This window comes from Aeromonas sp. DNP9 (assembly GCF_001728955.1).
In the GTDB taxonomy this organism is placed as follows: Bacteria; Pseudomonadota; Gammaproteobacteria; order Enterobacterales; family Aeromonadaceae; genus Aeromonas; species Aeromonas veronii.
This window is the reverse complement of record NZ_LYSQ01000025.1, coordinates 53,993-75,550: the sequence shown is the minus strand read 5'-3', so window position 1 is coordinate 75,550 and position 21,558 is coordinate 53,993. Positions and strand designations below refer to the sequence as shown.

Below are 21,558 nucleotides of genomic sequence, written 5' to 3'. Positions count from 1 at the left end.
GCGTGGCTTCTCTGATGGCCGCTCCTTGGAGCGGTCACGGGCAGAGAGCGCTAAAGGTTGGTGGTGTGAGCGTATTTCTACGATTGAGCTGGTTTTTCAAGGAGCAGTGGCCCCGTTATCTGGCCGCCATCTCCCTGCTGCTGATGGTGGCCCTGTTGACCGTTATTCCGCCCAAAGTGGTGGGCTGGGTGGTGGATGGTATCACCAAGGGCGGTCTCGACAATGGCACCCTGATGCGCTATCTGGCGGGGCTGTTTGGTCTGGGTGTGCTGATTTATCTGCTGCGCTACGTCTGGCGGGTGATGCTGTTCGGTGCCTCTTACCGTCTGGCCTATGTATTGCGCAATCGCCTGTTCAGTCATTTCACCCGGATGAGCCCAGATTTTTATCAGCGCCACCGTACTGGCGATTTGATGGCCCATGCCACCAACGACATTCAGGCGGTGGAGATGACCGCTGGCGAAGGGGTGCTGACTCTGGTGGACTCCATCATGGTCGGGGTATTGGTGCTCTCCATCATGTGCAGCCAGTACTCCTGGCAGTTGACGTTGGTCTCCTTGCTGCCGCTGCCGGTGATGGCCTATTTCATGAACCGCTTCGGCACCCAGATATACACCCAGTTCAAGGCGGCGCAAGGGGCCTTCTCCAGGCTCAACAACAAGACCCAGGAGGCCCTTTCCGGCGTACGGGTGTTGAAATCCTATGCGGTTGAATCGCTGGAAGATGAAGGCTTTGCCGAGCTGACCAAACAGGCGGGGGAGCGCAATATGGCGGTGGCCCGCATCGATGCCAAGTTCGATCCGGTCATCTACCTTTGTATCGGTTGCTCCTACTTCCTCGCGGTGGCGGGGGGCAGTGTGCTGGTGCTGCGCGATGAGCTGACTCTGGGTGAGCTCACCAGCTTCACCATGTACCTCGGCCAGCTGATCTGGCCGATGTTTGCCATCGCCTGGCTGTTCAACATCATCGAGCGGGGCAGCGCCGCCTACTCCCGTATCGAAAGCCTGCTGGGGGAGCGCAGCGATATCGAAGAGCCCGCCCAGCCGGCCGCGTTTACCTCTGCCTTTCCTTTGCAGATCAAAGGGGTGAGCTATCAACTTGAGCAGCGCACCCTGCTTGCGGATATCGACGTTACCCTCAAGCAAGGGGGGATGCTCGGGGTGGTGGGGCGCACCGGGGCAGGCAAGAGCTCCCTGCTCAAGCTGTTGATGCGCCTTGCCAATCCGACTCACGGTTCGATTGTTATGGGTGGCGTACCGATTGATCAGCTGCCGCTCGCCACACTGCGCAGCCAGTTTGCCTATGTGCCGCAGGAGCCATTCCTGTTTTCCACCACCATCGCCGCCAATATCGCCCTTGGCAAACCCGATGCGAGCCGCGAGGAGATCGAACGGGTGGCGCGCATTGCCTGTGTCCACGATGATATCGTGCGTTTCCCCAAGGGCTATGAGACCGAGGTGGGGGAGAAGGGGGTGACCCTCTCCGGCGGCCAGAAACAGCGGCTGGCCATTGCCCGCGCCCTGCTGCTGGAGGCGCCCATTCTGGTGCTCGATGATGCGCTCTCGGCGGTGGATGCCCACACCGAGCAGCAAATTCTGCATGCCCTCAAGGCCCATCGTCGCACCCTGATCCTGGTCAGCCATCGCATGACGGCGGTGGAGCAGGCCGACGAGATCCTGGTGCTGGAGCAGGGGGCCGTCAGTGAGCGGGGTCATCACGGTACCCTGATGGCGCACAATGGCTGGTATGCGGATATGGTGCGTTACCAGCGTCTCGAAGAAGCGGTGGAGGAGAGCCTGTGAATCCGACCATTAAACGACTGCTCGCCTACTGCGCCCAGTATCCTCGCTGGCTTATTCAGGCGGGGATCTGTTTGCTGCTCGCTACCGGCGCCGAAGTTGCCGGGCCGCTGCTGATCAAGCTTTTTATCGATGACTATCTGGCGCCACGCAATATCGTGCTGCCCACCATTGCCCTGATTGCGGCGGGCTATCTGGGTTTGCAGGTGCTCTCGGCGGCGGGCTTCTATTTGCAATCCCTGCGCTTTAACCGCATCGCTCAGGCGGTGGTGCAAACTTTGCGCGAGCAGGTATTTGCCACCGCCATCCGTTTGCCGGCCCGCTACTTTGACAAGCATCGCTCCGGTTCGCTCATCTCCCGCATCACCAACGACACCGAGGCGATCATGAACCTCTATGTGCAGGTGATCGGCTTGCTGGTGCAAAAGGTGGTGCTGCTGTGCGGCATCCTCATCTCCATGGCGCTGCTGGATCTGCGGCTGATGCTGGTCTGCTCCCTGCTGCTGCCCGCAGTGGGCGGGGTGATGTGGCTCTACCAGAAACTGAGCGTGCCGGTGGTGCGAGCGACTCGCAGCCTGCTCTCCGACATCAACAGCCGCCTCAACGAGTCGCTGCAGGGGATGCCGGTGATCCAGGCGATGGTGCAGGAGCGCCACTTTGCCAACGCCTTTGCCGAGGTGAACCAGCAGCACTGGTCGGCACGGATCAAGAGCCTCAAGATCAACGGCATTTTGCTGCGCCCGCTCATCGATCTCTTCTACATGATGGTGCTGATCGGTCTGTTGGCGCTGTTCGCCCACGAGGGGGGTAGCCACGCCGGTGCCATTCAGGTGGGGGTGCTCTACGCCTTTATCAGCTATCTGGGGCGGATGATCGAGCCGCTCATCGAGATGACCAACCAGCTCAACCAGTTGCAGCAGGCGATGGTGGCGGGGGAGCGGGTCTTTGCCCTGCTCGATGAAACCCGCGAGAGCACCGAGGGCGAGCTGCGCCCGCTGGAAGGGCGGGTCAGTTTCGAGCGGGTGAGCTTCTCCTACGATGGTGAGCAGCAGGTGCTGCGGGAGGTCAGTTTTGCCGCAAAACCGGGCCAGATGCTGGCGCTGGTGGGCCATACCGGCAGCGGCAAGTCCACCATTATCAGCTTGCTGATGGGCTTCTATCCGCTGGATCAGGGGCAGATCCGCTTCGATGATCACGCACTGGATACCCTGTCGCTGGCGGCGGTGCGCCGCAGCATCGGGATGGTGCAGCAAGATCCTTTTATCTTCGTCGGCACCCTGGCGGAGAACCTGCGTCTCGGCCGCGCCGGAATAGACGAAGCGCGGCTCTGGCAGGCGTTGAGCGAGGTGCAGCTGGCCGACTTTGTGCGCAGCTTGCCACAGGGGATCAACACCTTGATGGAGGAGGGGGGCAAGAACCTCTCCGCCGGTCAGCGGCAACTGCTCTCCTTTGCCCGGGCGCTGGTGGGGGATCCGCGCATCCTCATTCTGGATGAAGCGACGGCGAGTGTGGACTCCCAGACCGAGCTGGCGCTGTCGCAGGCGATCTCTGCTGCCCGTCGTGGCCGCACCACCATCGCCATCGCCCACCGCCTCTCGACCATCGTCGATGCGGACGAGATCCTGCTGCTCTCCCGCGGTCAGGTGAGCGAGCGGGGCAGCCACAGCGAGCTGATGGCCCTCGGCGGTCACTATGCCCAGCTGTTCGAGATGCAGAGTCAGGGGGCCTGGCTGGAAGAGAAGCGCGCCTGATCGGCACATTTGCTGTAACAGCGACATGAACGAAAAGAGGGAACCAGTGCGGTTCCCTCTGTTTTTTTGCGTTGGGCAAAAGGTCGTAACCGTGATCCCTGTGCTTGTCGAATGGCGCAGATGCAGGCAACATGTTGTTTACATTAACTCATCGGATCAGTTCGCATATGGATTTGCAACGCTTCAAAGCCAATCTGGCGCTCCGGCTGTTCGCCTGGCGCTACATTCCCGTCATCGGGTTTTGTGCCCCGATCATCGAAGAGATGAACGCCAAGGCGCTGCGCATTCGCATTCCCCTTGGCTGGCGTACCCGCAACCACCTGGGCAGCATGTATTTTGGTGCGCTGGCGACCGGCGCCGATCTGGTGGGCGGTCTGCTGGTGATGGAGAAGGGGCGGCAGCGGCGCAAGAAGGTGCACTTCGCCTTCAAGGATGTGCAGGGGGAGTTTTTGAAACGACCGGAGGGGGATGTGCAGTTCGACTGCGCAGCGGGGGAGGATATTGACGCCATGATCGACGAATCGCTGGCAAGCGGTCAGCGCATAAATCGCCCCATCCAGGTGGTGGCCACTTGTCCGTCATTGAACGGGGATGAGGCGATGGCGCGTTTTGTGCTGACCCTGTCGATCAAGGCCAGCTAGCGGGTTACCGGAGAGTGGCTCCCCAAGACGGGATTAGCCAATCTCCGGGCTGACGCCCTCTTTCACCACGACCTTCATGCCGTTGAAGTTGACCACCTGTTCGGCCACGATCTTGCAGCGCTTGCGAGTCTCGACCTGACCGTCCACCTCGACCAGCCCTTCGGCAACGAGGGCTTTGGCGGCGCCGCCACAATCGGCCCACCCCTGATGTTTGATAAGGTCACACAAGGCAACGAAGGGGTGACCTTCGAGCAGAAACGTCTCCATGGGAAATCCTCTAGATGGATGAATGCCGGATACAGCAGGGCGACTATTTTAGGCAGTTCGCTCAGGCAAAGAAAGGAAGAGGGGCCACTCGCTGTGAAAAAGTGGCCGATTGTCTTTGAGGTGGCGCTTTCGCAAGACCTGATAGAGAGGTGAGAGGGCCACCCGTGACGTATCGTGACGCACCTCGTCCCTGCTGGTGTGCCCACACTCTCCCCTGACTGTTAGGATCGGGCCACTTTCAATGGCCCAAGGAACTTTCCATGACACTCTCCCGCCTGCTGCTGGCATGCAGCGCCCTTACTCTGTGCGGTGTCGCGCAGGCCAGTACTCCGGTGCAGGTCTCGCTGCCCGGGGTCAATTTGCCCGCGTCCCATCAGGTGGAAGGGGCGCGCGCCTCGTTGCTCTACGGTCGGACCGGTCAGGTGAAGGGTATTGATTTGCCGATCTTCGCCCTCTCCGATGTGGATCAGTTCAGCGGTCTGCAGCTCGGGATTTTCCTCGGTGCTGGTCGGGTGCGTCACCAGTTTGGCGGGGTCGCTATCAACGCCATCAACTGGCACGAAGGCCAGGATACCGGCGTCAATCTGGGGCTGGTCAACCTGACCAACAATGTGCAGGGGCTTAACTGGGGGGCGGTCAATATCGCCAAGGGCAATGCGCTGGCCAGCGTCGGTCTGGTCAATTATGCCGAGCGTACCACCTTCCAGATTGGCTTTATCAATGCGACCAAGCACCTCGACGGCTTGCAGATCGGGCTGGCCAACTATGCCGCCAACGGTGTGTTCCCCATTCTGCCGCTGGTGAACTTCCAGAAATCGTTCTGAGTGGGCGGTTCGCTTTGCGTTAAGGGCCTCTGCTGATTACCCTGTGTCTCTTGCAACTTGTGACAGGCGAACAGAGGTAATTGATGACGGCAGGGCAGATGAGTGCAATCGGGATCGGCTGGGATGTGCGTGGCTGGCAGGGCAGTGCCCAGGCGGTGGCCGTGGTGGGCTGGCAGGCCGAATCCAACCGCCTGCACTGGCTCGGGGTGTCGCCGCTGTTTCGTCTGAGCTCGCGGGTGGCGCCAGATCTGGCCGCTCTGCTGCGTCCCGCCCTGCAAAACGAGCTGACCCTGATGCAGGTAGAAGCCTGCCCGCAACTGGCGCTCGGTATCGATGCGCCGCTCGCCTTTCCCCGCGCCTTGCGGGATCTGCTCAACGGCCAACCACACAGTTGCGCCGCTCCCGAGCGTGAGATAGACAACCCCTACGCCTATCGCGACTGCGAGCGCTGGTTGTATCAGCAGTACGGCAAGAAGCCGCTCTCGGCTACCTTCGACCGGCTCGGCAACAACGCCACCCTGGCGCTCTCCATGCTGCCGCGACTCTCGGATCTGCAACTGGTGCCGACCGTTGCCCCGAAGGCCAGTCGCGCCGTGCTGGAGGTCTATCCGGCATTGGCCAAAGTGGGCGGCAAGGCCTCCCCGGCACGGCCCGAGCTGGCGGCGCAGCTGCCTGCGGATGTGCTGGTCGGCACCGATCGCTATGATGCGTCGCTCTGCGCCCTGATGGCGCTGCAATATGCCGCTGGTGGCAAGGTGACGGTATTGCCTGAGCTGATTTCGCCACCCAGTGACATGCCGTGTGATGAGGGATGGGTCTATCACTTTGCCCGTCATGGCGTTGAGTACAACGGCATGTGATGGACGGTGATGCGGCGGATCATGGCTCCGCTCACCCTGTCGACGCGGGCCAAATGGCGTAAAAAACCTGTCTTTAGTCAGGAAATTGCCTGTTCATCCCGCGCCAAGGTGGCGCATCGTTATCTTCATCCGATATATTGCCCACCTTGCTGATCCTTTGCTGTGGTATTCCCGATGAAATCCGTTCTCTCTATTCAGTCCCACGTGGTCTTTGGTTGTGCCGGCAACAGCGCGGCCGTCTTCCCCATGCGCCGCCTTGGTATGGATGTATGGCCCATCAACACGGTGCAGTTTTCCAACCACACCCAATATGCCCAGGGGTGGCAGGGGATGGCGATGCCGGCGGGTCATATCAGTGCGCTGGTGAAAGGATTGGGCAATATCGAGGTGTTGAGCCAGTGTGACGCCGTGCTGAGTGGCTACCTTGGCTCCGCCGAGCAGGGGGACGAGATCCTGACCGTGGTCAACGCTGTCAAGGCGGCCAACCCCGATGCCATCTACTTCTGCGACCCTGTGATGGGTCACCCGGAGAAGGGGTGTATCGTCGCTCCTGGCGTTACCCGTTTCCTGACCGAGCAGGCGTTGCCGGTGGCCGACATGATGGCCCCCAACCTGCTGGAGCTGGAGACCCTCTGTGATACCCATCTGGCAGATCTGGATCAGACCCGCGCGGCTGCCCATCAGCTGCTGGCCCGCGGCGTCAAGCTGGTGCTGGTCAAACATCTCGGTCGTGCGGCGCAGGACTCCAGCCGCTTCGAGATGCTGCTGGCAACTCCGCAAGGGGATTACCTGATTGCCCGTCCGCTCTATGACTTTGCCCGCCAGCCGGTGGGGGTTGGCGATCTTATCAGCGCCCTGATGCTGGCCAATTTGCTGGCCGGTCACGATGCGGTCAGCGCGTTCGAGCGCACCAACGCCTCGGTGGATGCGGTGCTGCAGGAGACCTGGCGCCAGCAGGCTTACGAGCTGCAACTCATCGCCGCGCAAGATGCCTTCGCCCTGCCAGAGGTTGAAGTGCGAGCGGTGAAACTGCCCTGAGTCAACGCGGACTTTCGTCTATCCCGACAAGGGGGTGGGATGCAGATGAAAAAGGCTTGCCAATGGGCAAGCCTTTTTGCTGTTTGCCTGTTTAGTGCGGCAAGCCATCAGATGCGGGGATGGCGGAGGCGATAACGCTCAGCCATGGCATTGGCCGCTACCATGGCGGCGTAGACATCCTGTTCACTCACTGTCATCGGCATGTTGCCCATGGTATCTAGGGGATCGCAGGCCAGCTGCGCCACCTTGCGCCACTCGCTTTCATCAAAGTGGGTGAGCCCCAGCTCTGGTAGCGTCATGGGCAGACCTGCACAGTCGATGATGCGAAACACCTCATCAAGTTCATGTTGCGGGGCGCGCTCAAGCACAAGTTGGGTCAGCAGGCCGAAGACCACCTTCTCGCCATGCTGGGCACGATGGAGCTCCGGGATCAGTGACATGCCGTTGTTGACGGCATGAGCTGCGGCCAGTCCACCGGCTTCGGCGCCGACCCCGCTGAGGTAGATGGTGGCCTCGATAACCTGCTCCAGCGCCGGAGTCGAGACATGGTGGCGTATCGCATCCATGGCCAGCTCGATGTTCTCACCAAGCAGCTCGTAACAGAGCTGTGCCAGGCCAAGGCCAGTGCGTGAAGGACGCTTGCCGACCAGATTGAGCCCGTCCGCCCGATAGCAGGCGCGCGCCTCGAAATAGGTGGCCAGGGCATCGCCGACGCCTGCGGAAAAGAAGCGGGGAGGGGCGGCGGCAATGATGGCAGTGTCAGCCAGCACCACGTCCGGATTTTGCGGCAGGAACAGATAGCGTTCAAATTCACCCGCCTGGTTGTAGATCACCGCCAGCGCCGTACAGGGGGCATCCGTGGAGGCAATCGTCGGGAACAGTACAACCGGACGGCGCAGATAGAAGGCCACGGCCTTGGCGACATCAAGCGTCTTGCCGCCGCCGATCCCGACAATCACATTCGCACCATATTGCTCTGCAAGGTGGGTCAGGCGGTGGATCTCCTGTTCGGTGCATTCGTAGCGAAACTTGTCGACCACTCCCCTGAGGCCTGCCTGCAAGAGCCCCGCCAAAGCTTCTTCCCGTACCCGCTCCAGAATGAACTCATCGCTGATGAGCAACGCATAGTCACCAAAATCTTTAACGTGCTCATGGAGTTGCGGGAGAAGGTGTTGACCGATGATGAACTTTTTGGGGGAGGTAACTGTACGGGGCAAAGTGGGCATCCATTATTCCTCAAGGCAGTGAACAACATAGATTTGATTATCAAATGGGTCTCTCACGATACGCCTGATGAGGCAATAGATGAAGAAGAAAAGGGGGGCGTTTTAATCATTAATTAATCTTTCTGTTTGTTTGGTTGTATTTTGGGGCGAGCAATTGGCGGTGTTGAGGCATACAGGAGCAATGGCCGTATCGTGGCAATCCGTCGCAAGCCATACTGCTGCAACAAACAGTCACGCTGGCAACAAGCAGGGCCGCTTGGTGCGGCCCTGCTGTATTTGGATAAGGGATAAGGGATAGGGGATGGTCAGAGCGGTTTGTAGAAGATGACGGTCGCAGCAAGGGAGCCATCGGCGTTGCGTGCAAAGCTCGGGATCTGGCCCGCTTCCTGATAGCCGAGTTGACGATAGAGGTGGGAGGCCACATCACCGGCGCGAGTATCCAGCACCAGCAGCGAACGGCCCGCGGCATGGGCGCCTTGTTCCAAGGCCTGCATCAGCGCACGACCGACACCTTTACCTCTCGCCGTTTGCAGTACCATCAGTTTTTCCACTTCGGCCCGGTGGCGACCGTTGGCCTTGCCACAGAGCGCGAGCTGAATCGCTCCCACGAGCTGTTGTTGCTCAAGGGCAAGCCATAGCTTTCGGTGATCTGCCGCTAGATCCGCTTCAACTCCTTGCCAGTAGCGGGTAGATTCCTCCGTGGTCAGCGGCGGTAAAAAACCGACCGAGGCGCCGCTATCGACACAATCTTGCAGCAGGGTGATGAGCGCACTTTGGTAGGTTGCTGCACTCTTAACTTCCACAATGTTCATCTGACATCCTTGTCGTTGCGTTGTTATGTGGCTGATTGCCATCGCTGGTTCATATGAGGTGGGTACGTATGCTCGCCGCGAGTACGGCTTGTCAGCGGATCAGCTCCTGCTCAACCAGCCAGGTAAACAGCAAGCGGGAGACGGGGGAGAGCTCATCGAGGTGAGAGCTGTCGAGCCAGCGCAGCTCGGCAATTTCTGCCGAGGCGATCGGGGTGCCGCTCGCTTCGCCGGTGTAGCAGCGCAGTCTCACCTCGACTCCTGCCGGTTTGCCATCGGCCTGGGCGCTGAACTCGCAGGCAAAGTGCAGGGTATCGGGCTGCAGGGTGACAGCCAGCTCCTCCTCAATCTCGCGGATTAGCGCCGCCTCGTCGCTCTCACCCGGTTCCCGCTTGCCACCGGGAATGTAGTAGATCGCCTTGCCGTGGGAGCGGGCGCAGAGCAGTTGCTGATCTTTAAAGGTGAGCCAGGCGAGTTTGTCGATCATCTGTTTTCTCTCCGATGGGGTTGCCGTGATGAGCTGTGGCGTAATCAGGTGCGCCGCTGTTTTGCATGCAGGCAGCCTAACAAAGATGAAGTTGAGTCCCAAGGAGAAAGAGAGGAGATGCCGGAAACGCACTGTTTCCAGCGCGGTGACCGCGTAGCTGAATGAGTGCGCAATGGCTGGTTCACCACAGCCTTCTCGTCCCTAAAAAAGCGGACTGGCGCACATCACTACAGGGCCGGACTGGGCGAAGGCGGGGTCCTTGTGGTTTAATCTTGCCACTTTAGCGGTAGTAGGCGACGAGCCTGCTACCTTGCGTTGGCAAGATGCAGGTGAGCAAGATGCAGATAGCAGCAGAGAGCAAGTTTATCGGACTCGGGGTCGCGGGCAATTTCGCCGGTCATCTGGAGCAGGCGGGTGAAGCGTCGGATTTCGTGGCGGTCGTGGTGCGCGATACCACGGCGCCCAAGGCGCTGTTCCCCTTCTTCGTGCCGGGCCATCCGGGTCAGCTTGGGGTATTCCCGTTGAGCGACAAGGCGATCTTCCTGCCGGAAGCGGCGGTCAGTGGTGACGAGAAGGTGCAGATCGAGCCGGAAGTAGCCCTCTGGTGCGAGCTGGAGTATGCCGGCAAGCAGGTGGTGGCGATCCATCCCCGCGCCTTTGGTGCCTATAACGATTGTTCCATCCGCCGTCCCAACGCCAAGAAGATCAGCGAGAAGAAGAACTGGGGCGAAGAGAGCAAGGGGTTGGCGGCCAACCTGCTGCCGCTTTCCGGTTTTACCGCCGGTTGCGAGCTCGATGACTATCGTATCGCCTGCTATTTGGAGCGCGATGGCGAGCTGCACGCCTACGGGGTAGACAGCGCCGCCATCGACTACAGCTACTTCCACGGCAAGCTGCTCGACTGGGCCATCGACAAGTTCAACCATCAGCAGGATGAGGGGCCGGCGGAGCACATTCAGGGGCTGCTGGCGCAGGCGGGGCATCCTCCCCACGCGCTCATCAGCATCGGCGCCACCCGTTATACCCCGTTTGGCGAGACCCACTTCCTCAAGCCCGGCGACACCTCCTGCGTGGTGGTCTATCCGGGCAGCCGTTATAGCGAAGCGGATATTCGCGAGGCGATCCGCAGCCGCCACTTTGGTGCTGATATGTCGGTGCTGCTGCAAGCGGTGCAGGCTCGTTAATCAACCACAGTCTGCCCTGCTCCTGCAGGGCAGATTGCTCAGGTTTGTTGCTGAAGGTTTGCCTGAATGGATGGTCAAAGAGAGCGCTCGGCTTACGTTATCCAGTGGCTTGCTTTAGTATTCCCCATTTTTCAGGGGGCACAGGCCGCTCATGCTTGAACTAAAAACGATAGCCTTGTTTCTGATTACGGCTTTTTTCGAGATCCTTGGCTGTTATTTGCCATATCTCTGGTTGACTCAGGGTCGCAGCATCTGGTTACTGATCCCCGCAGGATTGAGTCTCATGCTGTTTGCCTGGCTACTATCGTTGCATCCTACCGCTGCAGGGCGTGTCTATGCGGCATATGGCGGTGTGTATATCTTCGTCGCCATCTTCTGGCTTTGGTTAGTGGATGGTATTCGGCCGAGTATGTGGGATCTTGTTGGTTCGTTCATTGCGCTGATTGGAATGGCCATCATCATGTTCGCTCCTCGTCATGGGTAACGAATGCGAACAACGCTGAAGGTTAGTCATGTTAAAAAGTGGATAAACAACCATGCAGATTGCACACGCAAACGGGGAGGATTATCAAACCCTCATCGATCTGTGGGAGGGCTCGGTGCGGGCAACCCACCACTTCCTGCCAGAGGCCGAGATCCTCGCTCTCAGACCGCTTATTCTGGAGCGCTATTTCGATGCGGTGACACTGCACTGTGCTCGTACAGAAGAGGGACTCATTACGGGTTTTAGCGGAGTGCACGAGGGCAAGCTGGAGATGCTGTTTGTGGCTCCCGAGGCGCGCGGCAGTGGCGTGGGTCGCTGGCTGGTGGCGCATGCCATCAGCCAGTGCGGCGCGACGCTGGTTGACGTTAACGAGCAAAACGAACAGGCGGTGGGCTTCTATCTGAAGATGGGATTCACCGTGACGGGTCGCTCGCCACTGGATGGTCAGGGCAAGCCCTATCCGTTGCTGCATATGGTGTTGGCGCCGACCTGATCGTGCCTGATGAGGCGCAGTACCCATAAACCAACGGGGGATGGCATAAGCCATCCCCCGTTTTTTTGATCGTGTTTGTTACTTGCTGGCGACCTTGTTCACTACCTTGATCAGCTGATAGCGCACGGAGGGGGCATCGGCCGGCACATCGGTGAGCTGCTCCTTGCTCACGGTGAGCTGAAACTGGTAGCCCGGCTCGAACTGGAAGCCTTTAATATTCTGGTAGAACAGCGTCCAGGGCTGCTGCTCATCACTGCGAACCTGCATGCACTGCATTGGGCCAACCCCGACGCAATCGACCAACTGGCTGTTGATATAGAGGGTCTCCCCCTGTGACGAGGCGGGGGTGCTCTGGCAGGCGGTCAGCAGCAAGGCTGCGCTGATAAACAGTGGTTTCATAATGGACTCCTTAACGCGAAAGGGGGCATTAGAGCGGCAAACAAAAAGGCGGTCAATGACCGCCTTTGTAACAAACCATATCAGCTCAGTGGTTAGCGCTGCTCGAGTGGAGTGAACTCGCGCAGCGGGTGGCCTACGTAGAGCTGGCGTGGGCGACCAATCTTGCTGTCCGGGTCTGAGTGGAACTCGTTCCAGTGCGCAATCCAGCCAATGGTGCGGGAGATGGCGAAGATCACGGTGAACATGCTCATCGGGATGCCGATCGCCTTCATGATGATGCCGGAGTAGAAGTCTACGTTCGGGTAGAGTTTCTTCTCGACGAAGTAGGGGTCGGAGAGCGCAATACGCTCCAGCTCCATGGCCACGTCCAGCAGCGGATCCTTGATCTGCAGCTCGGTCAGTACTTCGTGGCAGGTTTCGCGCATCACGGTGGCACGGGGGTCGTGGTTTTTGTAGACACGGTGACCGAAGCCCATCAGACGGAACGGATCATTTTTGTCCTTGGCCTTGGCGATGTACTCGGGGATGCGATCCACCGAGCCGATCTCTTCCAGCATGCGCAGGCAGGCTTCGTTGGCACCACCGTGGGCCGGTCCCCACAGGGAGGCGATCCCCGCGGCGATACAGGCGAACGGGTTGGCACCGGAGGAGCCAGCCAGACGAACGGTGGAGGTGGAGGCGTTCTGCTCGTGATCCGCATGGAGGGTAAAGATACGATCCATGGCGCGTTCAACGATGGGGTTGACCTTGTACTCTTCGGTCGGCACGCCAAACATCATGTGCAGGAAGTTACCGGCATAGGAGAGGGCGTTACGCGGCTGCATGAACGGCTGGCCGATGGAGTACTTGTAACACATGGCTGCCAGAGTCGGCATCTTGGAGAGCAGACGGAAGGCACAGATCTCGCGATGCTGCTCGTTATTGATGTCGAGGGCATCGTGATAGAAGGCGGAGAGGGCGCTGACTACACCGCACATGATGGCCATGGGGTGGGAGTCGCGACGGAAGCCGCGGAAGAAGAAGGCGATCTGCTCGTGCACCATGGTGTGGCGGGTGACCAGGCGTTCGAATTCGGCATATTGGGCCTTGGTCGGCGCTTCGCCGTACAGCAGGATGTAGCAGACTTCCAGATAGGTGGCCTGGGTGGCCAACTGGGCGATGGGGTAACCACGGTGCAGCAAGACACCCTGATCCCCGTCAATGTAGGTAATGGCAGATTTGCAAGAACCGGTCGCCATAAAACCGGGGTCAAAGGTGAAATACCCCTGTGATCCCAATTTTCTGACATCGATGACATCCGGGCCGATGGTGCCGGAGAGGATCGGCAGTTCGACCGGATCTTTTCCGGGCAGGTGTAGGGTGGCTATCTTATCAGCCATAGCACGTCTCCTTTGCTCTTTATAATTTGGTTCCAGTCCTACTCTATTACGACTTTTATGACGCTGGCAAAGGTTGTTACCCATACCGAAGTGGCTGGAGCGCCTTATTTGAAACAGAGTTCCTTATCAATGTCAATTTTGCTGGAACCCCATTAATGGCATTAATGAAATGTTAAATTAAATATGCGATCGAGTTTGCGGTTTTGTGTTTTCTTTGTAGCTAATTGATTGTCTTCGGTTAAGGCCGCCGATATACTGCGCCACGTGGGTCATGGCTGCGGGTGTTTGAAACGCTTTGGCAAAGCCTGATGTGAAACCGAAAACTCGCGTTTTGGCTTTTTCAGAGTGTTTTGGTAACAAAAAACCAACAATCACCATTCCGTGCCCTCAAGTGTGAGTTAAAACAATAACTAACGTGCTCAATGGAGCTGAGTGGGCAAGCGTGAAAAACAAACAGAGACCGGTCAACCTCGACCTACAGACGATCAGCTTTCCTGTCACTGCCATTGCATCCATCCTGCACCGTGTTTCAGGGGTCATTACCTTTGTTGCACTGGGCATCTTGCTGTGGATGCTTGGTACTTCACTCGCCTCTCCCGAAGGGTTTGAAACCGTGGTTGCCATCATGGACAACTTCCTGGTCAAACTCGTGCTGTGGGGGATCCTGACTGCGCTGGCATACCACATTGTGGGTGGCTTGCGTCATCTGGTCATGGATATGGGCTATTGGGAAGAGCTGGAATCCGGCAATCAGAGCGCCCGCGTGGCCTTCGTGATCACCGCGATCCTGGCTGTATTGGCGGGAGTGCTTGTATGGTAACCAATTCTGCAACCTTCGGGCGCAGCGGCGTTCACGATTACATCCTGATCCGCGCCACCGCCCTCATCATGACCTGTTATGTCCTCTATCTGGTGGGCTTTGTCGCGTTCAACGACATCACCTACGAGGTGTGGGCAGGCTTCTTCGCCAAAACATTCACCAAGGTATTCACCCTGTTGACCCTGCTCTGCGTACTGATCCATGCCTGGATTGGTCTGTGGCAGGTGCTGACTGACTATATCAAGCCGGTAGGGCTGCGCGGGGCGCTGCAATTTGCCCTGGTCGTGGTGCTGTTTGTCTATCTGATGACGGGTTTCGTCGTGCTGTGGGGTGTGTAAGGTGACTATTCCAACTCGTGAATTTGATGCGGTGGTGATTGGTGCCGGTGGTGCCGGTATGCGCGCCGCGCTGCAGATTGCCCAGTCCGGCAAGAGCTGCGCTCTGTTGTCCAAGGTTTTTCCAACCCGTTCTCACACTGTCTCCGCCCAGGGCGGGATCACGGTTGCGCTGGGCAATGCCCACGATGACAACTGGCAGTGGCATATGTATGACACGGTAAAAGGTTCCGATTACATCGGTGATCAGGAAGCCATCGAGTACATGTGCAAAACCGGTCCCGAGGCTATCTATGAGCTGGAGAACATGGGGCTGCCCTTCTCCCGTTTCGACAACGGATCTGTCTACCAGCGTCCGTTTGGTGGTCAGTCCAAGAATTTCGGTGGCGAGCAGGCTGCTCGTACCGCAGCGGCCGCCGACCGTACCGGTCACGCCCTGCTGCACACCCTTTACCAACAGAACGTCAAGAACAAGACCACCGTCTTCTCCGAGTGGTATGCGCTGGATCTGGTGAAAAACCAGGATGGCCACGTGGTGGGTTGTACCGCCATCGATATGGAGAGCGGTGAAGTGGTCTACTTCAAGGCCAAGGCCACCGTGCTGGCGACTGGCGGTGCCGGTCGTATCTACCAGTCCACCACCAATGCCCACATCAACACCGGTGACGGTGTCGGCATGGCGCTGCGTGCCGGCGTCGGCGTGCAGGACATGGAGATGTGGCAGTTCCACCCGACCGGCATCGCCGGGGCTGGGGTGCTGGTAACTGAAGGCTGCCGTGGTGAAGGCGGCTACCTGCTCAATAAAGATGGCGAGCGCTTCATGGAGCGTTACGCGCCAAACGCCAAGGACTTGGCCGGTCGCGACGTGGTGGCCCGCTCCATCATGATCGAGATCCGCGAAGGCCGTGGTTGCGACGGTCCCTGGGGTCCACACATCAAGCTCAAGCTGGATCACCTCGGCAAAGAGGTGCTGGAATCCCGTCTGCCGGGCATCTGCGAGCTCTCTCGCACCTTCGCCCACGTGGATCCGGTCAAAGAGCCGATCCCGATCATCCCGACCTGCCACTACATGATGGGCGGCGTGCCGACCAACGTGAATGGCCAGTGCCTGACCCAGGACAAGAACGGCAACGATGTGCCGGTAGTCGGTCTGTTTGCGGTGGGCGAGATTGCCTGCGTCTCCGTACACGGCGCCAACCGTCTGGGTGGCAACTCCCTGCTGGATCTGGTGGTGTTCGGCCGCGCGGCCGGCATGCATCTGGTCAACACCCTGGGCGAGATGGATCACGGCCGCGATGCTTCCGAGTCGGATCTGGATGCCGCACTGGCCCGCTTCAACCGCTGGGAAAATTGCCGTGACGGTGAAGACCCGGTGCAGATCCGCAAAGACCTGCAGCGCTGCATGCAGAACAACTTCTCCGTATTCCGCGAAGGTGCGGCGATGGCAGAAGGGTTGGCCGAGCTCAAGGTTATCCGCGAACGCCTCAAGTCAGCCCGTCTGGATGACACCTCCAAAGAGTTCAACACCCAGCGCATCGAGTGCCTGGAGCTGGACAACCTGATGGAGACGGCGTTTGCCACGGCGGTTGCCGCCAACTTCCGTACCGAGAGTCGCGGTGCTCATTGCCGCTTCGACTTCCCGGATCGCGACGATGAGAACTGGCTGTGCCACAGCCTCTATCATCCGGACACCGAGTCCATGACCCGTCGCGCTGTCAACATGTCACCCAAGACCCGTGAGGCGTTCCCGCCCAAGGTCCGGACTTACTGATTGCGGAGCCAGCCCTATGAACGTCACATTCTCTGTCTACAGATACAATCCGGATGTTGATAACGTCCCCCATATGAAGGAATATCGTCTTGATATTCCTGAAGGTTCCGACATGATGGTGCTCGACGCACTGATCCAGTTGAAAGAGCTGGATCCCACGCTCGCCTTCCGCCGCTCTTGCCGCGAAGGGGTCTGTGGATCAGACGGTCTCAACATGAATGGCAAGAACGGTCTTGCCTGTATCACCCCGCTCTCCGACCTGCTGAAGAAGGGCAATAACGTCGTTATCCGCCCCTTGCCCGGCCTGCCGGTGATCCGTGATCTGGTGATCGACATGACCCAGTTCTACACCCAGTGGGAGAAGGTCAAACCCTTCCTCATCAATGATGACAAGTTGCCGCCGGTGCGTGAGCACCTGCAATCCCCCGAAGAGCGCGCCAAGCTTGACGGCCTGTACGAGTGCATTCTCTGTGCCTGCTGCTCTACTTCGTGCCCCTCCTTCTGGTGGAATCCCGACAAGTTCATCGGTCCGGCCGGGCTGCTCGCCGCCTACCGCTGGCTGGCTGACAGCCGCGACACCGCGACCACCGAACGACTGGGGAATCTGGACGACGCATTCAGCGTGTTCCGCTGCCATGGCATCATGAACTGCGTGAACGTCTGTCCGAAAGGCTTGAACCCGACCAAGGCGATTGGCCAGATCAAGTCGATGTTGCTCAATCGGGCTGTTTAGTATCAGGGCCGGCCAGGTGCTGGCCCGACCTCTGGATAGCCATCCCACCCGTGGCAGGATGGCTATTTGACCCCTACAAGCTGCGCAGCAGTAACAAGAAGTACAAGGGATAGAAATGCATAACGGCGTGATGAAGGCCTGGTTGGAGTCATCTCACCTGGCTGGTGCGAATGCAAGCTATATCGAGGATTTGTACGAATCCTTCCTGGAAAATCCTGACTCCGTGTCCGACGAGTGGCGCAGCCTGTTTAGCGAGCTGCCCCAGGTCAATGGCCATGCGGTTGAACAACCCCACTCCCAGGTCCGCGATTATTTCCGTCGTCTGGCCAAGGATCCCTCTCGCTACAGTGCCCCCGTCTCCGATCCGCAAGTGGATGCCAAGCAGGTGCGGGTATTGCAGCTGATCAACGCCTTCCGTTTCCGTGGTCACCAGAATGCCAATCTGGACCCGCTGGGCCTGTGGCAGCGTGAAACCGTTGCCGAACTGGATCCTGCGTTCCACAACCTGCAGGGCGCAGATATGGAGGCCACCTTCAATGTGGGCTCCTACGCCATCGGTCGCGAGACAATGGTGCTCTCCGACCTCTACGCCTCGCTGAAGAAGACCTATTGCGGCAGCATAGGCGCCGACTACATGCACCTCACCTCCACGGAAGAGAAGCGCTGGCTGCAACAGCGTCTCGAATCCATTGAAGGGAAGGGGAGCTACACCCTCGAAGAGAAGACCCGTTTCCTCGAGAGCCTGACCGCCGCCGAAGGGCTGGAGAAATATCTGGGCGCCAAGTTTCCGGGAGCCAAGCGCTTCTCGCTGGAAGGTGGCGACGCCATGATCCCCATGCTCAAGGAGCTGATCCGTCGCGCCGGTGAGCAGGGCTGCAAAGAGGCCGTTATCGGTATGGCACACCGCGGTCGCCTCAACGTGCTGATCAACGTGCTCGGTAAACGGGCGCAGGACCTGTTCGACGAGTTTGCCGGTAAGCATGGCGAATCCTGGGGCACCGGTGATGTGAAGTACCATATGGGCTTCTCCTCCGACTTCGCCACCCCGGGTGGCAACGTCCACCTTGCGCTGGCGTTCAACCCCTCTCACCTCGAGATCGTCAACCCTGTGGTCATCGGCTCGGTCCGTGCCCGTATGGATCGTCGCGGTGACAAGGATGGCTCCAGCGTGTTGCCCATCACCATTCACGGTGACTCGGCCATGGCCGGTCAGGGCGTGGTGGCCGAGACCTTCAACATGTCCCAGACCCGTGCCTATGGTGTCGGCGGGACGGTGCGCATCGTCATCAATAACCAGGTTGGTTTCACCACCTCCTATATCCGTGACCTGCGTTCCACCGAATATTGCACCGACATCGCCAAGGCGGTGCAGGCGCCGGTGCTGCACGTCAACGGGGATGATCCGGAAGCCGTGGTGCTGGTGACCCAGATTGCCTTGGATTACCGCAATACCTTCAAACGCGACGTGGTGATCGAGCTGGTCTGCTACCGTCGTCACGGTCACAACGAAGCGGACGAGCCGAGCGCAACCCAGCCTTTGATGTACCAGAAGATCAAGCAGCACCCGACCCCGCGCAAGATCTACGCCGATCAGCTGGTGGCCGAGGGGAGCCTCGCCCAGGAGCGGGCGACCGAACTGGTCAACGAGTATCGCGAAGCGCTGGATCGCGGCGAGCGGGTGAGCAAGGAGTGGCGGCCGATGGAGCTGCACTCCGTCGACTGGACCCCTTATCTGGGCCACGACTGGAACATGGCCTATGAGAGTGCCGTGCCAATGGATCATCTCAAGAGCCTCGGCGAGCGGGTGAGCCAGTATCCGGCGACCCACGTGCTGCAGCGTCAGGTCGAGAAAATTTACGAAGACCGCCGTCTGATGGCCGCTGGCGAGAAGCTAGTGGATTGGGGCTTTGCCGAGACCCTGGCCTACGCAACCCTGGTGGACAAGGGGTCCCGCATCCGCTTTACCGGTGAAGATTCCGGCCGTGGCACCTTCTTCCACCGCCACGCCGTGCTGCACAGCCAGACCGATGCCAGCACCTATACCCCGCTGTGCAACCTGCACGACGAGCAAGGCCCGTTCGAGGTGTATGACTCTGTGCTGACCGAGAACGCGGTACTGGCCTTTGAATATGGCTACGCCAGCGCCGAGCCGGCTGGCCTCACCATCTGGGAAGCCCAGTTCGGCGACTTCGCCAACTGTGCTCAGGTAGTGGTGGATCAGTTCCTCTCCTCCGGTGAGCAGAAGTGGGGCCGGATGTGCGGCCTGACCATGTTGCTGCCGCACGGTTACGAGGGGCAGGGCCCGGAGCACTCCTCCGCCCGTCTGGAGCGTTATCTGCAGATGTGCGCTCAGCACAACATGCAGGTGTGCGTGCCCTCAACCCCGGCGCAGGTGTTCCATATGCTGCGTCGTCAGGTGGTACGTCCGATGCGCCGTCCGCTCATCGTGATGACGCCCAAATCCCTGCTGCGCCATCCGCTGGCGGTGAGCAAACTTGAAGAGCTGGCGGAAGGTACCTTCCAGAACGCCATCGGCGAGATCGATGCGCTGGATCCGAAAGCGGTCAAGCGCGTGGTCTTCTGCTCCGGCAAGGTCTACTACGACCTGCTCGATGCCCGTCGCAAGGCCGAGCAGCAAGATGTGGCTCTGGTGCGAATTGAGCAGCTCTACCCCTTCCCGGAAGAGGAAGTGCGCGCCATTCTGGCCGATTACAGCCATGTCACCGACTTTGTCTGGTGTCAGGAAGAGCCGCAGAACCAGGGCGCCTGGTACTGCACCCGTCACCACTACGATGGCGTGCTGCCAACCGGAGCCACCCTGCGTTATGCCGGTCGCCCCGCGTCAGCCTCGCCGGCCGTCGGTTACATGTCTGTCCACGCCAAGCAGCAAAAAGCCTTGGTGGAAGATGCCCTTACCCTGTAAAGCCTCTGGCATAGAAGTAAAAAGGAACTGATTGGATGACTATCGAAATCAAGGTACCGGATCTGCCGGAATCAGTGGCCGATGCCACTATCGCCACCTGGCACAAAAAACCGGGCGATCTGGTCGCCCGTGACGAAGTGCTGGTCGACATCGAGACCGACAAGGTGGTGCTGGAAGTGCCGGCACCGCAAGCCGGTGTGCTGGGGGATATTCTGCAAGGGGAAGGGGCAACCGTGTTGTCCCGTCAACTGATTGCCATCCTCACCGCCGCTCCGGTGGCCGGTGAAGAGACCAAAGAGAAACCCGCTGAAGCGGTGGCCGATGATGGTGCCGATGGCTTGAGCCCCTCGGTGCGCCGTCTGATTGGCGAGCACGACATCGACGTGACCAAGCTGACCGGTACCGGCAAGGGTGGTCGCATCACCAAGGATGATGTGGAAGCCTTCATCAAGGTCAAGAGCCAGCCTGCGGCAGCCGCACCGGTCGCAACTGCAGCCCCGGCAGCCAAGGTTGCCCCGCTGGGTGGTCGCACCGACAAGCGGGTGCCGATGACCCGTCTGCGCAAGCGCATCGCCGAGCGTCTGCTGGAAGCGAAAAACACCACCGCCATGCTGACCACCTTCAACGAGGTCAACATGAAGCCCATCATGGATCTGCGCAAGCAGTACGGCGAGATCTTCGAGAAGAAGCACGGCATCAAGCTCGGCTTTATGTCCTTCTACGTGAAGGCAGTGGTGGAGTCCCTCAAGCGCTATCCGGAAGTGAACGCGGCGCTCGATGGCGATGACGTGGTTTACCACAACTACTTCGACGTCAGCATCGCCGTCTCCACCCCCCGTGGTCTGGTGACGCCGGTGCTGCGCGACTGCGACAACATGAGCCTGGCGGACATCGAGAAGGCCATCAAGGATCTGGCGGGCAAGGGCCGTGACGGCAAGCTGACCGTGGATGAACTGACTGGCGGCAACTTCACCATCACCAACGGTGGCGTGTTCGGCTCCCTGATGTCCACCCCGATCATCAATCCGCCCCAGAGCGCCATTCTGGGCATGCACAAGATCCAGGATCGCCCGATGGCCGTTGACGGCAAGGTCGAGATCCTGCCGATGATGTATCTGGCGCTCTCCTACGATCACCGTCTCATCGACGGACGCGAATCGGTAGGCTTCCTGGTCTCCGTCAAGGAGTTGCTGGAAGACCCGACCCGTCTGTTGCTGGACGTCTAAGCCCGTGGCACCCGGGCAAGGGGTTTGCGCCCCGAGCCGAATGTGCTGCTGGACGTTTGAGTAATACCCGAGCGATTGAAAGATAACGAGGGGCCACCCAGGCCCCCAT

Annotated in this window: 22 protein-coding genes; 15 read left to right on the top strand and 7 right to left on the bottom strand. The window is 59.4% G+C overall.

Annotation, left to right across the window (positions count from 1 at the left end; all coding sequences use genetic code 11):
- The first annotated feature begins 65 nt into the window (after positions 1–65).
- From A9G06_RS17175 to A9G06_RS17165, 3 genes are all read left to right on the top strand, one after another.
- A complete protein-coding gene (locus A9G06_RS17175) occupies positions 66–1,802 on the top strand; it encodes an ABC transporter transmembrane domain-containing protein (protein ID WP_069555987.1) in 1,737 nt (578 codons plus the stop codon).
- Positions 1,799–3,550, top strand: a complete 1,752-nt coding sequence (locus tag A9G06_RS17170) for an ABC transporter transmembrane domain-containing protein (RefSeq protein ID WP_069555986.1) — start codon at positions 1,799–1,801, stop codon at positions 3,548–3,550. The genes A9G06_RS17175 and A9G06_RS17170 overlap by 4 nt, the downstream gene beginning before the upstream one ends.
- 167 nt (positions 3,551–3,717) lie before the next feature.
- A complete protein-coding gene (locus A9G06_RS17165; protein WP_069555985.1) occupies positions 3,718–4,191 on the top strand; it encodes a DUF4442 domain-containing protein in 474 nt (157 codons plus the stop codon).
- Positions 4,192–4,224: 33 nt separating this feature from the next.
- Here A9G06_RS17165 and ybcJ read toward each other — a convergent pair whose 3' ends face one another.
- The gene (ybcJ, locus tag A9G06_RS17160; protein ID WP_005361116.1) at positions 4,225–4,458 is read right to left on the bottom strand and encodes a ribosome-associated protein YbcJ; all 234 of its coding nucleotides are present in this window, start codon (positions 4,456–4,458) and stop codon (positions 4,225–4,227) included.
- Positions 4,459–4,718: 260 nt separating this feature from the next.
- Here ybcJ and A9G06_RS17155 point away from each other — a divergent pair, with 260 nt between their 5' ends.
- From A9G06_RS17155 to pdxY, 3 genes are all read left to right on the top strand, one after another.
- Entirely contained in the window at positions 4,719–5,282 is a 564-nt protein-coding gene (locus A9G06_RS17155) for a phaC PHA synthase (protein WP_069555984.1), read from the top strand.
- 83 nt (positions 5,283–5,365) lie between these two features.
- Positions 5,366–6,142: a DUF429 domain-containing protein gene (locus A9G06_RS17150; RefSeq protein WP_069555983.1), complete on the top strand. Its 777-nt coding sequence runs from the start codon at positions 5,366–5,368 to the stop codon at positions 6,140–6,142.
- A 174-nt stretch (positions 6,143–6,316) separates the two neighbouring features.
- The gene (pdxY, locus tag A9G06_RS17145) at positions 6,317–7,180 is read left to right on the top strand and encodes a pyridoxal kinase PdxY (protein WP_058056929.1); all 864 of its coding nucleotides are present in this window, start codon (positions 6,317–6,319) and stop codon (positions 7,178–7,180) included.
- Between the two features lie 107 nt (positions 7,181–7,287).
- On the opposite strand, the gene A9G06_RS17140 is transcribed toward pdxY, so the two are convergent.
- The 3 genes from A9G06_RS17140 to A9G06_RS17130 all read right to left on the bottom strand — a co-directional run bounded on the left by A9G06_RS17140 (position 7,288) and on the right by A9G06_RS17130 (position 9,702).
- Positions 7,288–8,406 carry a glycerol dehydrogenase gene (locus tag A9G06_RS17140; RefSeq protein ID WP_069555982.1) on the bottom strand — a complete coding sequence of 373 codons (1,119 nt, stop codon included), beginning with the start codon at positions 8,404–8,406 and terminating at the stop codon, positions 7,288–7,290.
- Positions 8,407–8,711: 305 nt separating this feature from the next.
- Entirely contained in the window at positions 8,712–9,218 is a 507-nt protein-coding gene (locus A9G06_RS17135; protein ID WP_069555981.1) for a GNAT family N-acetyltransferase, read from the bottom strand.
- 91 nt (positions 9,219–9,309) lie between these two features.
- Complete coding sequence (locus tag A9G06_RS17130) at positions 9,310–9,702, bottom strand: NUDIX domain-containing protein (protein WP_069555980.1); 393 nt, start codon at positions 9,700–9,702, stop codon at positions 9,310–9,312.
- 338 nt (positions 9,703–10,040) lie between these two features.
- Between A9G06_RS17130 and A9G06_RS17125 the strand changes: the two genes are divergently transcribed.
- The 3 genes from A9G06_RS17125 (at position 10,041) to A9G06_RS17115 (ending at position 11,863) form a co-directional block, all read left to right on the top strand.
- Complete coding sequence (locus A9G06_RS17125; protein ID WP_069555993.1) at positions 10,041–10,886, top strand: DUF5718 family protein; 846 nt, start codon at positions 10,041–10,043, stop codon at positions 10,884–10,886.
- 151 nt (positions 10,887–11,037) lie between these two features.
- Positions 11,038–11,370 carry a YnfA family protein gene (locus A9G06_RS17120; RefSeq protein ID WP_042063251.1) on the top strand — a complete coding sequence of 111 codons (333 nt, stop codon included), beginning with the start codon at positions 11,038–11,040 and terminating at the stop codon, positions 11,368–11,370.
- Between the two features lie 52 nt (positions 11,371–11,422).
- On the top strand, positions 11,423–11,863 hold the full coding sequence (locus A9G06_RS17115) for an acetyltransferase (RefSeq protein WP_069555979.1): 441 nt from the start codon (positions 11,423–11,425) through the stop codon (positions 11,861–11,863).
- 78 nt (positions 11,864–11,941) lie between these two features.
- On the opposite strand, the gene A9G06_RS17110 is transcribed toward A9G06_RS17115, so the two are convergent.
- From A9G06_RS17110 to A9G06_RS22055, 3 genes are all read right to left on the bottom strand, one after another.
- Positions 11,942–12,262, bottom strand: coding sequence for a DUF4377 domain-containing protein (locus tag A9G06_RS17110; RefSeq protein WP_069555978.1), 321 nt, complete (start codon positions 12,260–12,262; stop codon positions 11,942–11,944).
- A gap of 92 nt (positions 12,263–12,354) precedes the next feature.
- Positions 12,355–13,641 carry a citrate synthase gene (locus tag A9G06_RS17105; RefSeq protein WP_005333572.1) on the bottom strand — a complete coding sequence of 429 codons (1,287 nt, stop codon included), beginning with the start codon at positions 13,639–13,641 and terminating at the stop codon, positions 12,355–12,357.
- A 177-nt stretch (positions 13,642–13,818) separates the two neighbouring features.
- Positions 13,819–14,019, bottom strand: coding sequence for a hypothetical protein (locus A9G06_RS22055; RefSeq protein ID WP_124929313.1), 201 nt, complete (start codon positions 14,017–14,019; stop codon positions 13,819–13,821).
- Between the two features lie 64 nt (positions 14,020–14,083).
- Between A9G06_RS22055 and sdhC the strand changes: the two genes are divergently transcribed.
- The 6 genes from sdhC to odhB all read left to right on the top strand — a co-directional run bounded on the left by sdhC (position 14,084) and on the right by odhB (position 21,449).
- Positions 14,084–14,461: a succinate dehydrogenase cytochrome b556 subunit gene (sdhC, locus tag A9G06_RS17100; RefSeq protein WP_005333571.1), complete on the top strand. Its 378-nt coding sequence runs from the start codon at positions 14,084–14,086 to the stop codon at positions 14,459–14,461.
- A complete protein-coding gene (sdhD, locus tag A9G06_RS17095) occupies positions 14,455–14,799 on the top strand; it encodes a succinate dehydrogenase, hydrophobic membrane anchor protein (protein WP_005333558.1) in 345 nt (114 codons plus the stop codon). Before sdhC ends, sdhD begins: the two co-directional genes overlap by 7 nt.
- Before the next feature lies 1 nt (position 14,800).
- The gene (gene sdhA / locus A9G06_RS17090; protein ID WP_040066317.1) at positions 14,801–16,567 is read left to right on the top strand and encodes a succinate dehydrogenase flavoprotein subunit; all 1,767 of its coding nucleotides are present in this window, start codon (positions 14,801–14,803) and stop codon (positions 16,565–16,567) included.
- A 16-nt stretch (positions 16,568–16,583) separates the two neighbouring features.
- Positions 16,584–17,300, top strand: coding sequence for a succinate dehydrogenase iron-sulfur subunit (locus A9G06_RS17085; RefSeq protein WP_005333549.1), 717 nt, complete (start codon positions 16,584–16,586; stop codon positions 17,298–17,300).
- 115 nt (positions 17,301–17,415) lie between these two features.
- Complete coding sequence (sucA, locus tag A9G06_RS17080) at positions 17,416–20,223, top strand: 2-oxoglutarate dehydrogenase E1 component (RefSeq protein WP_069555977.1); 2,808 nt, start codon at positions 17,416–17,418, stop codon at positions 20,221–20,223.
- Between the two features lie 35 nt (positions 20,224–20,258).
- On the top strand, positions 20,259–21,449 hold the full coding sequence (odhB, locus tag A9G06_RS17075; RefSeq protein WP_069555976.1) for a 2-oxoglutarate dehydrogenase complex dihydrolipoyllysine-residue succinyltransferase: 1,191 nt from the start codon (positions 20,259–20,261) through the stop codon (positions 21,447–21,449).
- Positions 21,450–21,558: the final 109 nt, after the last annotated feature.

Coding starts and splice junctions, on each gene's coding strand:
- A9G06_RS17165 (WP_069555985.1), top strand. CDS start 3,718: ATGGATTTGCAACGCTTCAAAGCCAATCTGGCGCTCCGGCTGTTCGCC.
- ybcJ (WP_005361116.1), bottom strand. CDS start 4,458: ATGGAGACGTTTCTGCTCGAAGGTCACCCCTTCGTTGCCTTGTGTGAC.
- A9G06_RS17155 (WP_069555984.1), top strand. CDS start 4,719: ATGACACTCTCCCGCCTGCTGCTGGCATGCAGCGCCCTTACTCTGTGC.
- A9G06_RS17150 (WP_069555983.1), top strand. CDS start 5,366: ATGACGGCAGGGCAGATGAGTGCAATCGGGATCGGCTGGGATGTGCGT.
- pdxY (WP_058056929.1), top strand. CDS start 6,317: ATGAAATCCGTTCTCTCTATTCAGTCCCACGTGGTCTTTGGTTGTGCC.
- A9G06_RS17140 (WP_069555982.1), bottom strand. CDS start 8,406: ATGCCCACTTTGCCCCGTACAGTTACCTCCCCCAAAAAGTTCATCATC.
- A9G06_RS17135 (WP_069555981.1), bottom strand. CDS start 9,218: ATGAACATTGTGGAAGTTAAGAGTGCAGCAACCTACCAAAGTGCGCTC.
- A9G06_RS17130 (WP_069555980.1), bottom strand. CDS start 9,702: ATGATCGACAAACTCGCCTGGCTCACCTTTAAAGATCAGCAACTGCTC.
- A9G06_RS17125 (WP_069555993.1), top strand. CDS start 10,041: ATGCAGATAGCAGCAGAGAGCAAGTTTATCGGACTCGGGGTCGCGGGC.
- A9G06_RS17120 (WP_042063251.1), top strand. CDS start 11,038: ATGCTTGAACTAAAAACGATAGCCTTGTTTCTGATTACGGCTTTTTTC.
- A9G06_RS17115 (WP_069555979.1), top strand. CDS start 11,423: ATGCAGATTGCACACGCAAACGGGGAGGATTATCAAACCCTCATCGAT.
- A9G06_RS17110 (WP_069555978.1), bottom strand. CDS start 12,262: ATGAAACCACTGTTTATCAGCGCAGCCTTGCTGCTGACCGCCTGCCAG.
- A9G06_RS17105 (WP_005333572.1), bottom strand. CDS start 13,641: ATGGCTGATAAGATAGCCACCCTACACCTGCCCGGAAAAGATCCGGTC.
- A9G06_RS22055 (WP_124929313.1), bottom strand. CDS start 14,019: ATGGTGATTGTTGGTTTTTTGTTACCAAAACACTCTGAAAAAGCCAAA.
- sdhD (WP_005333558.1), top strand. CDS start 14,455: ATGGTAACCAATTCTGCAACCTTCGGGCGCAGCGGCGTTCACGATTAC.
- A9G06_RS17085 (WP_005333549.1), top strand. CDS start 16,584: ATGAACGTCACATTCTCTGTCTACAGATACAATCCGGATGTTGATAAC.
- sucA (WP_069555977.1), top strand. CDS start 17,416: ATGCATAACGGCGTGATGAAGGCCTGGTTGGAGTCATCTCACCTGGCT.
- odhB (WP_069555976.1), top strand. CDS start 20,259: ATGACTATCGAAATCAAGGTACCGGATCTGCCGGAATCAGTGGCCGAT.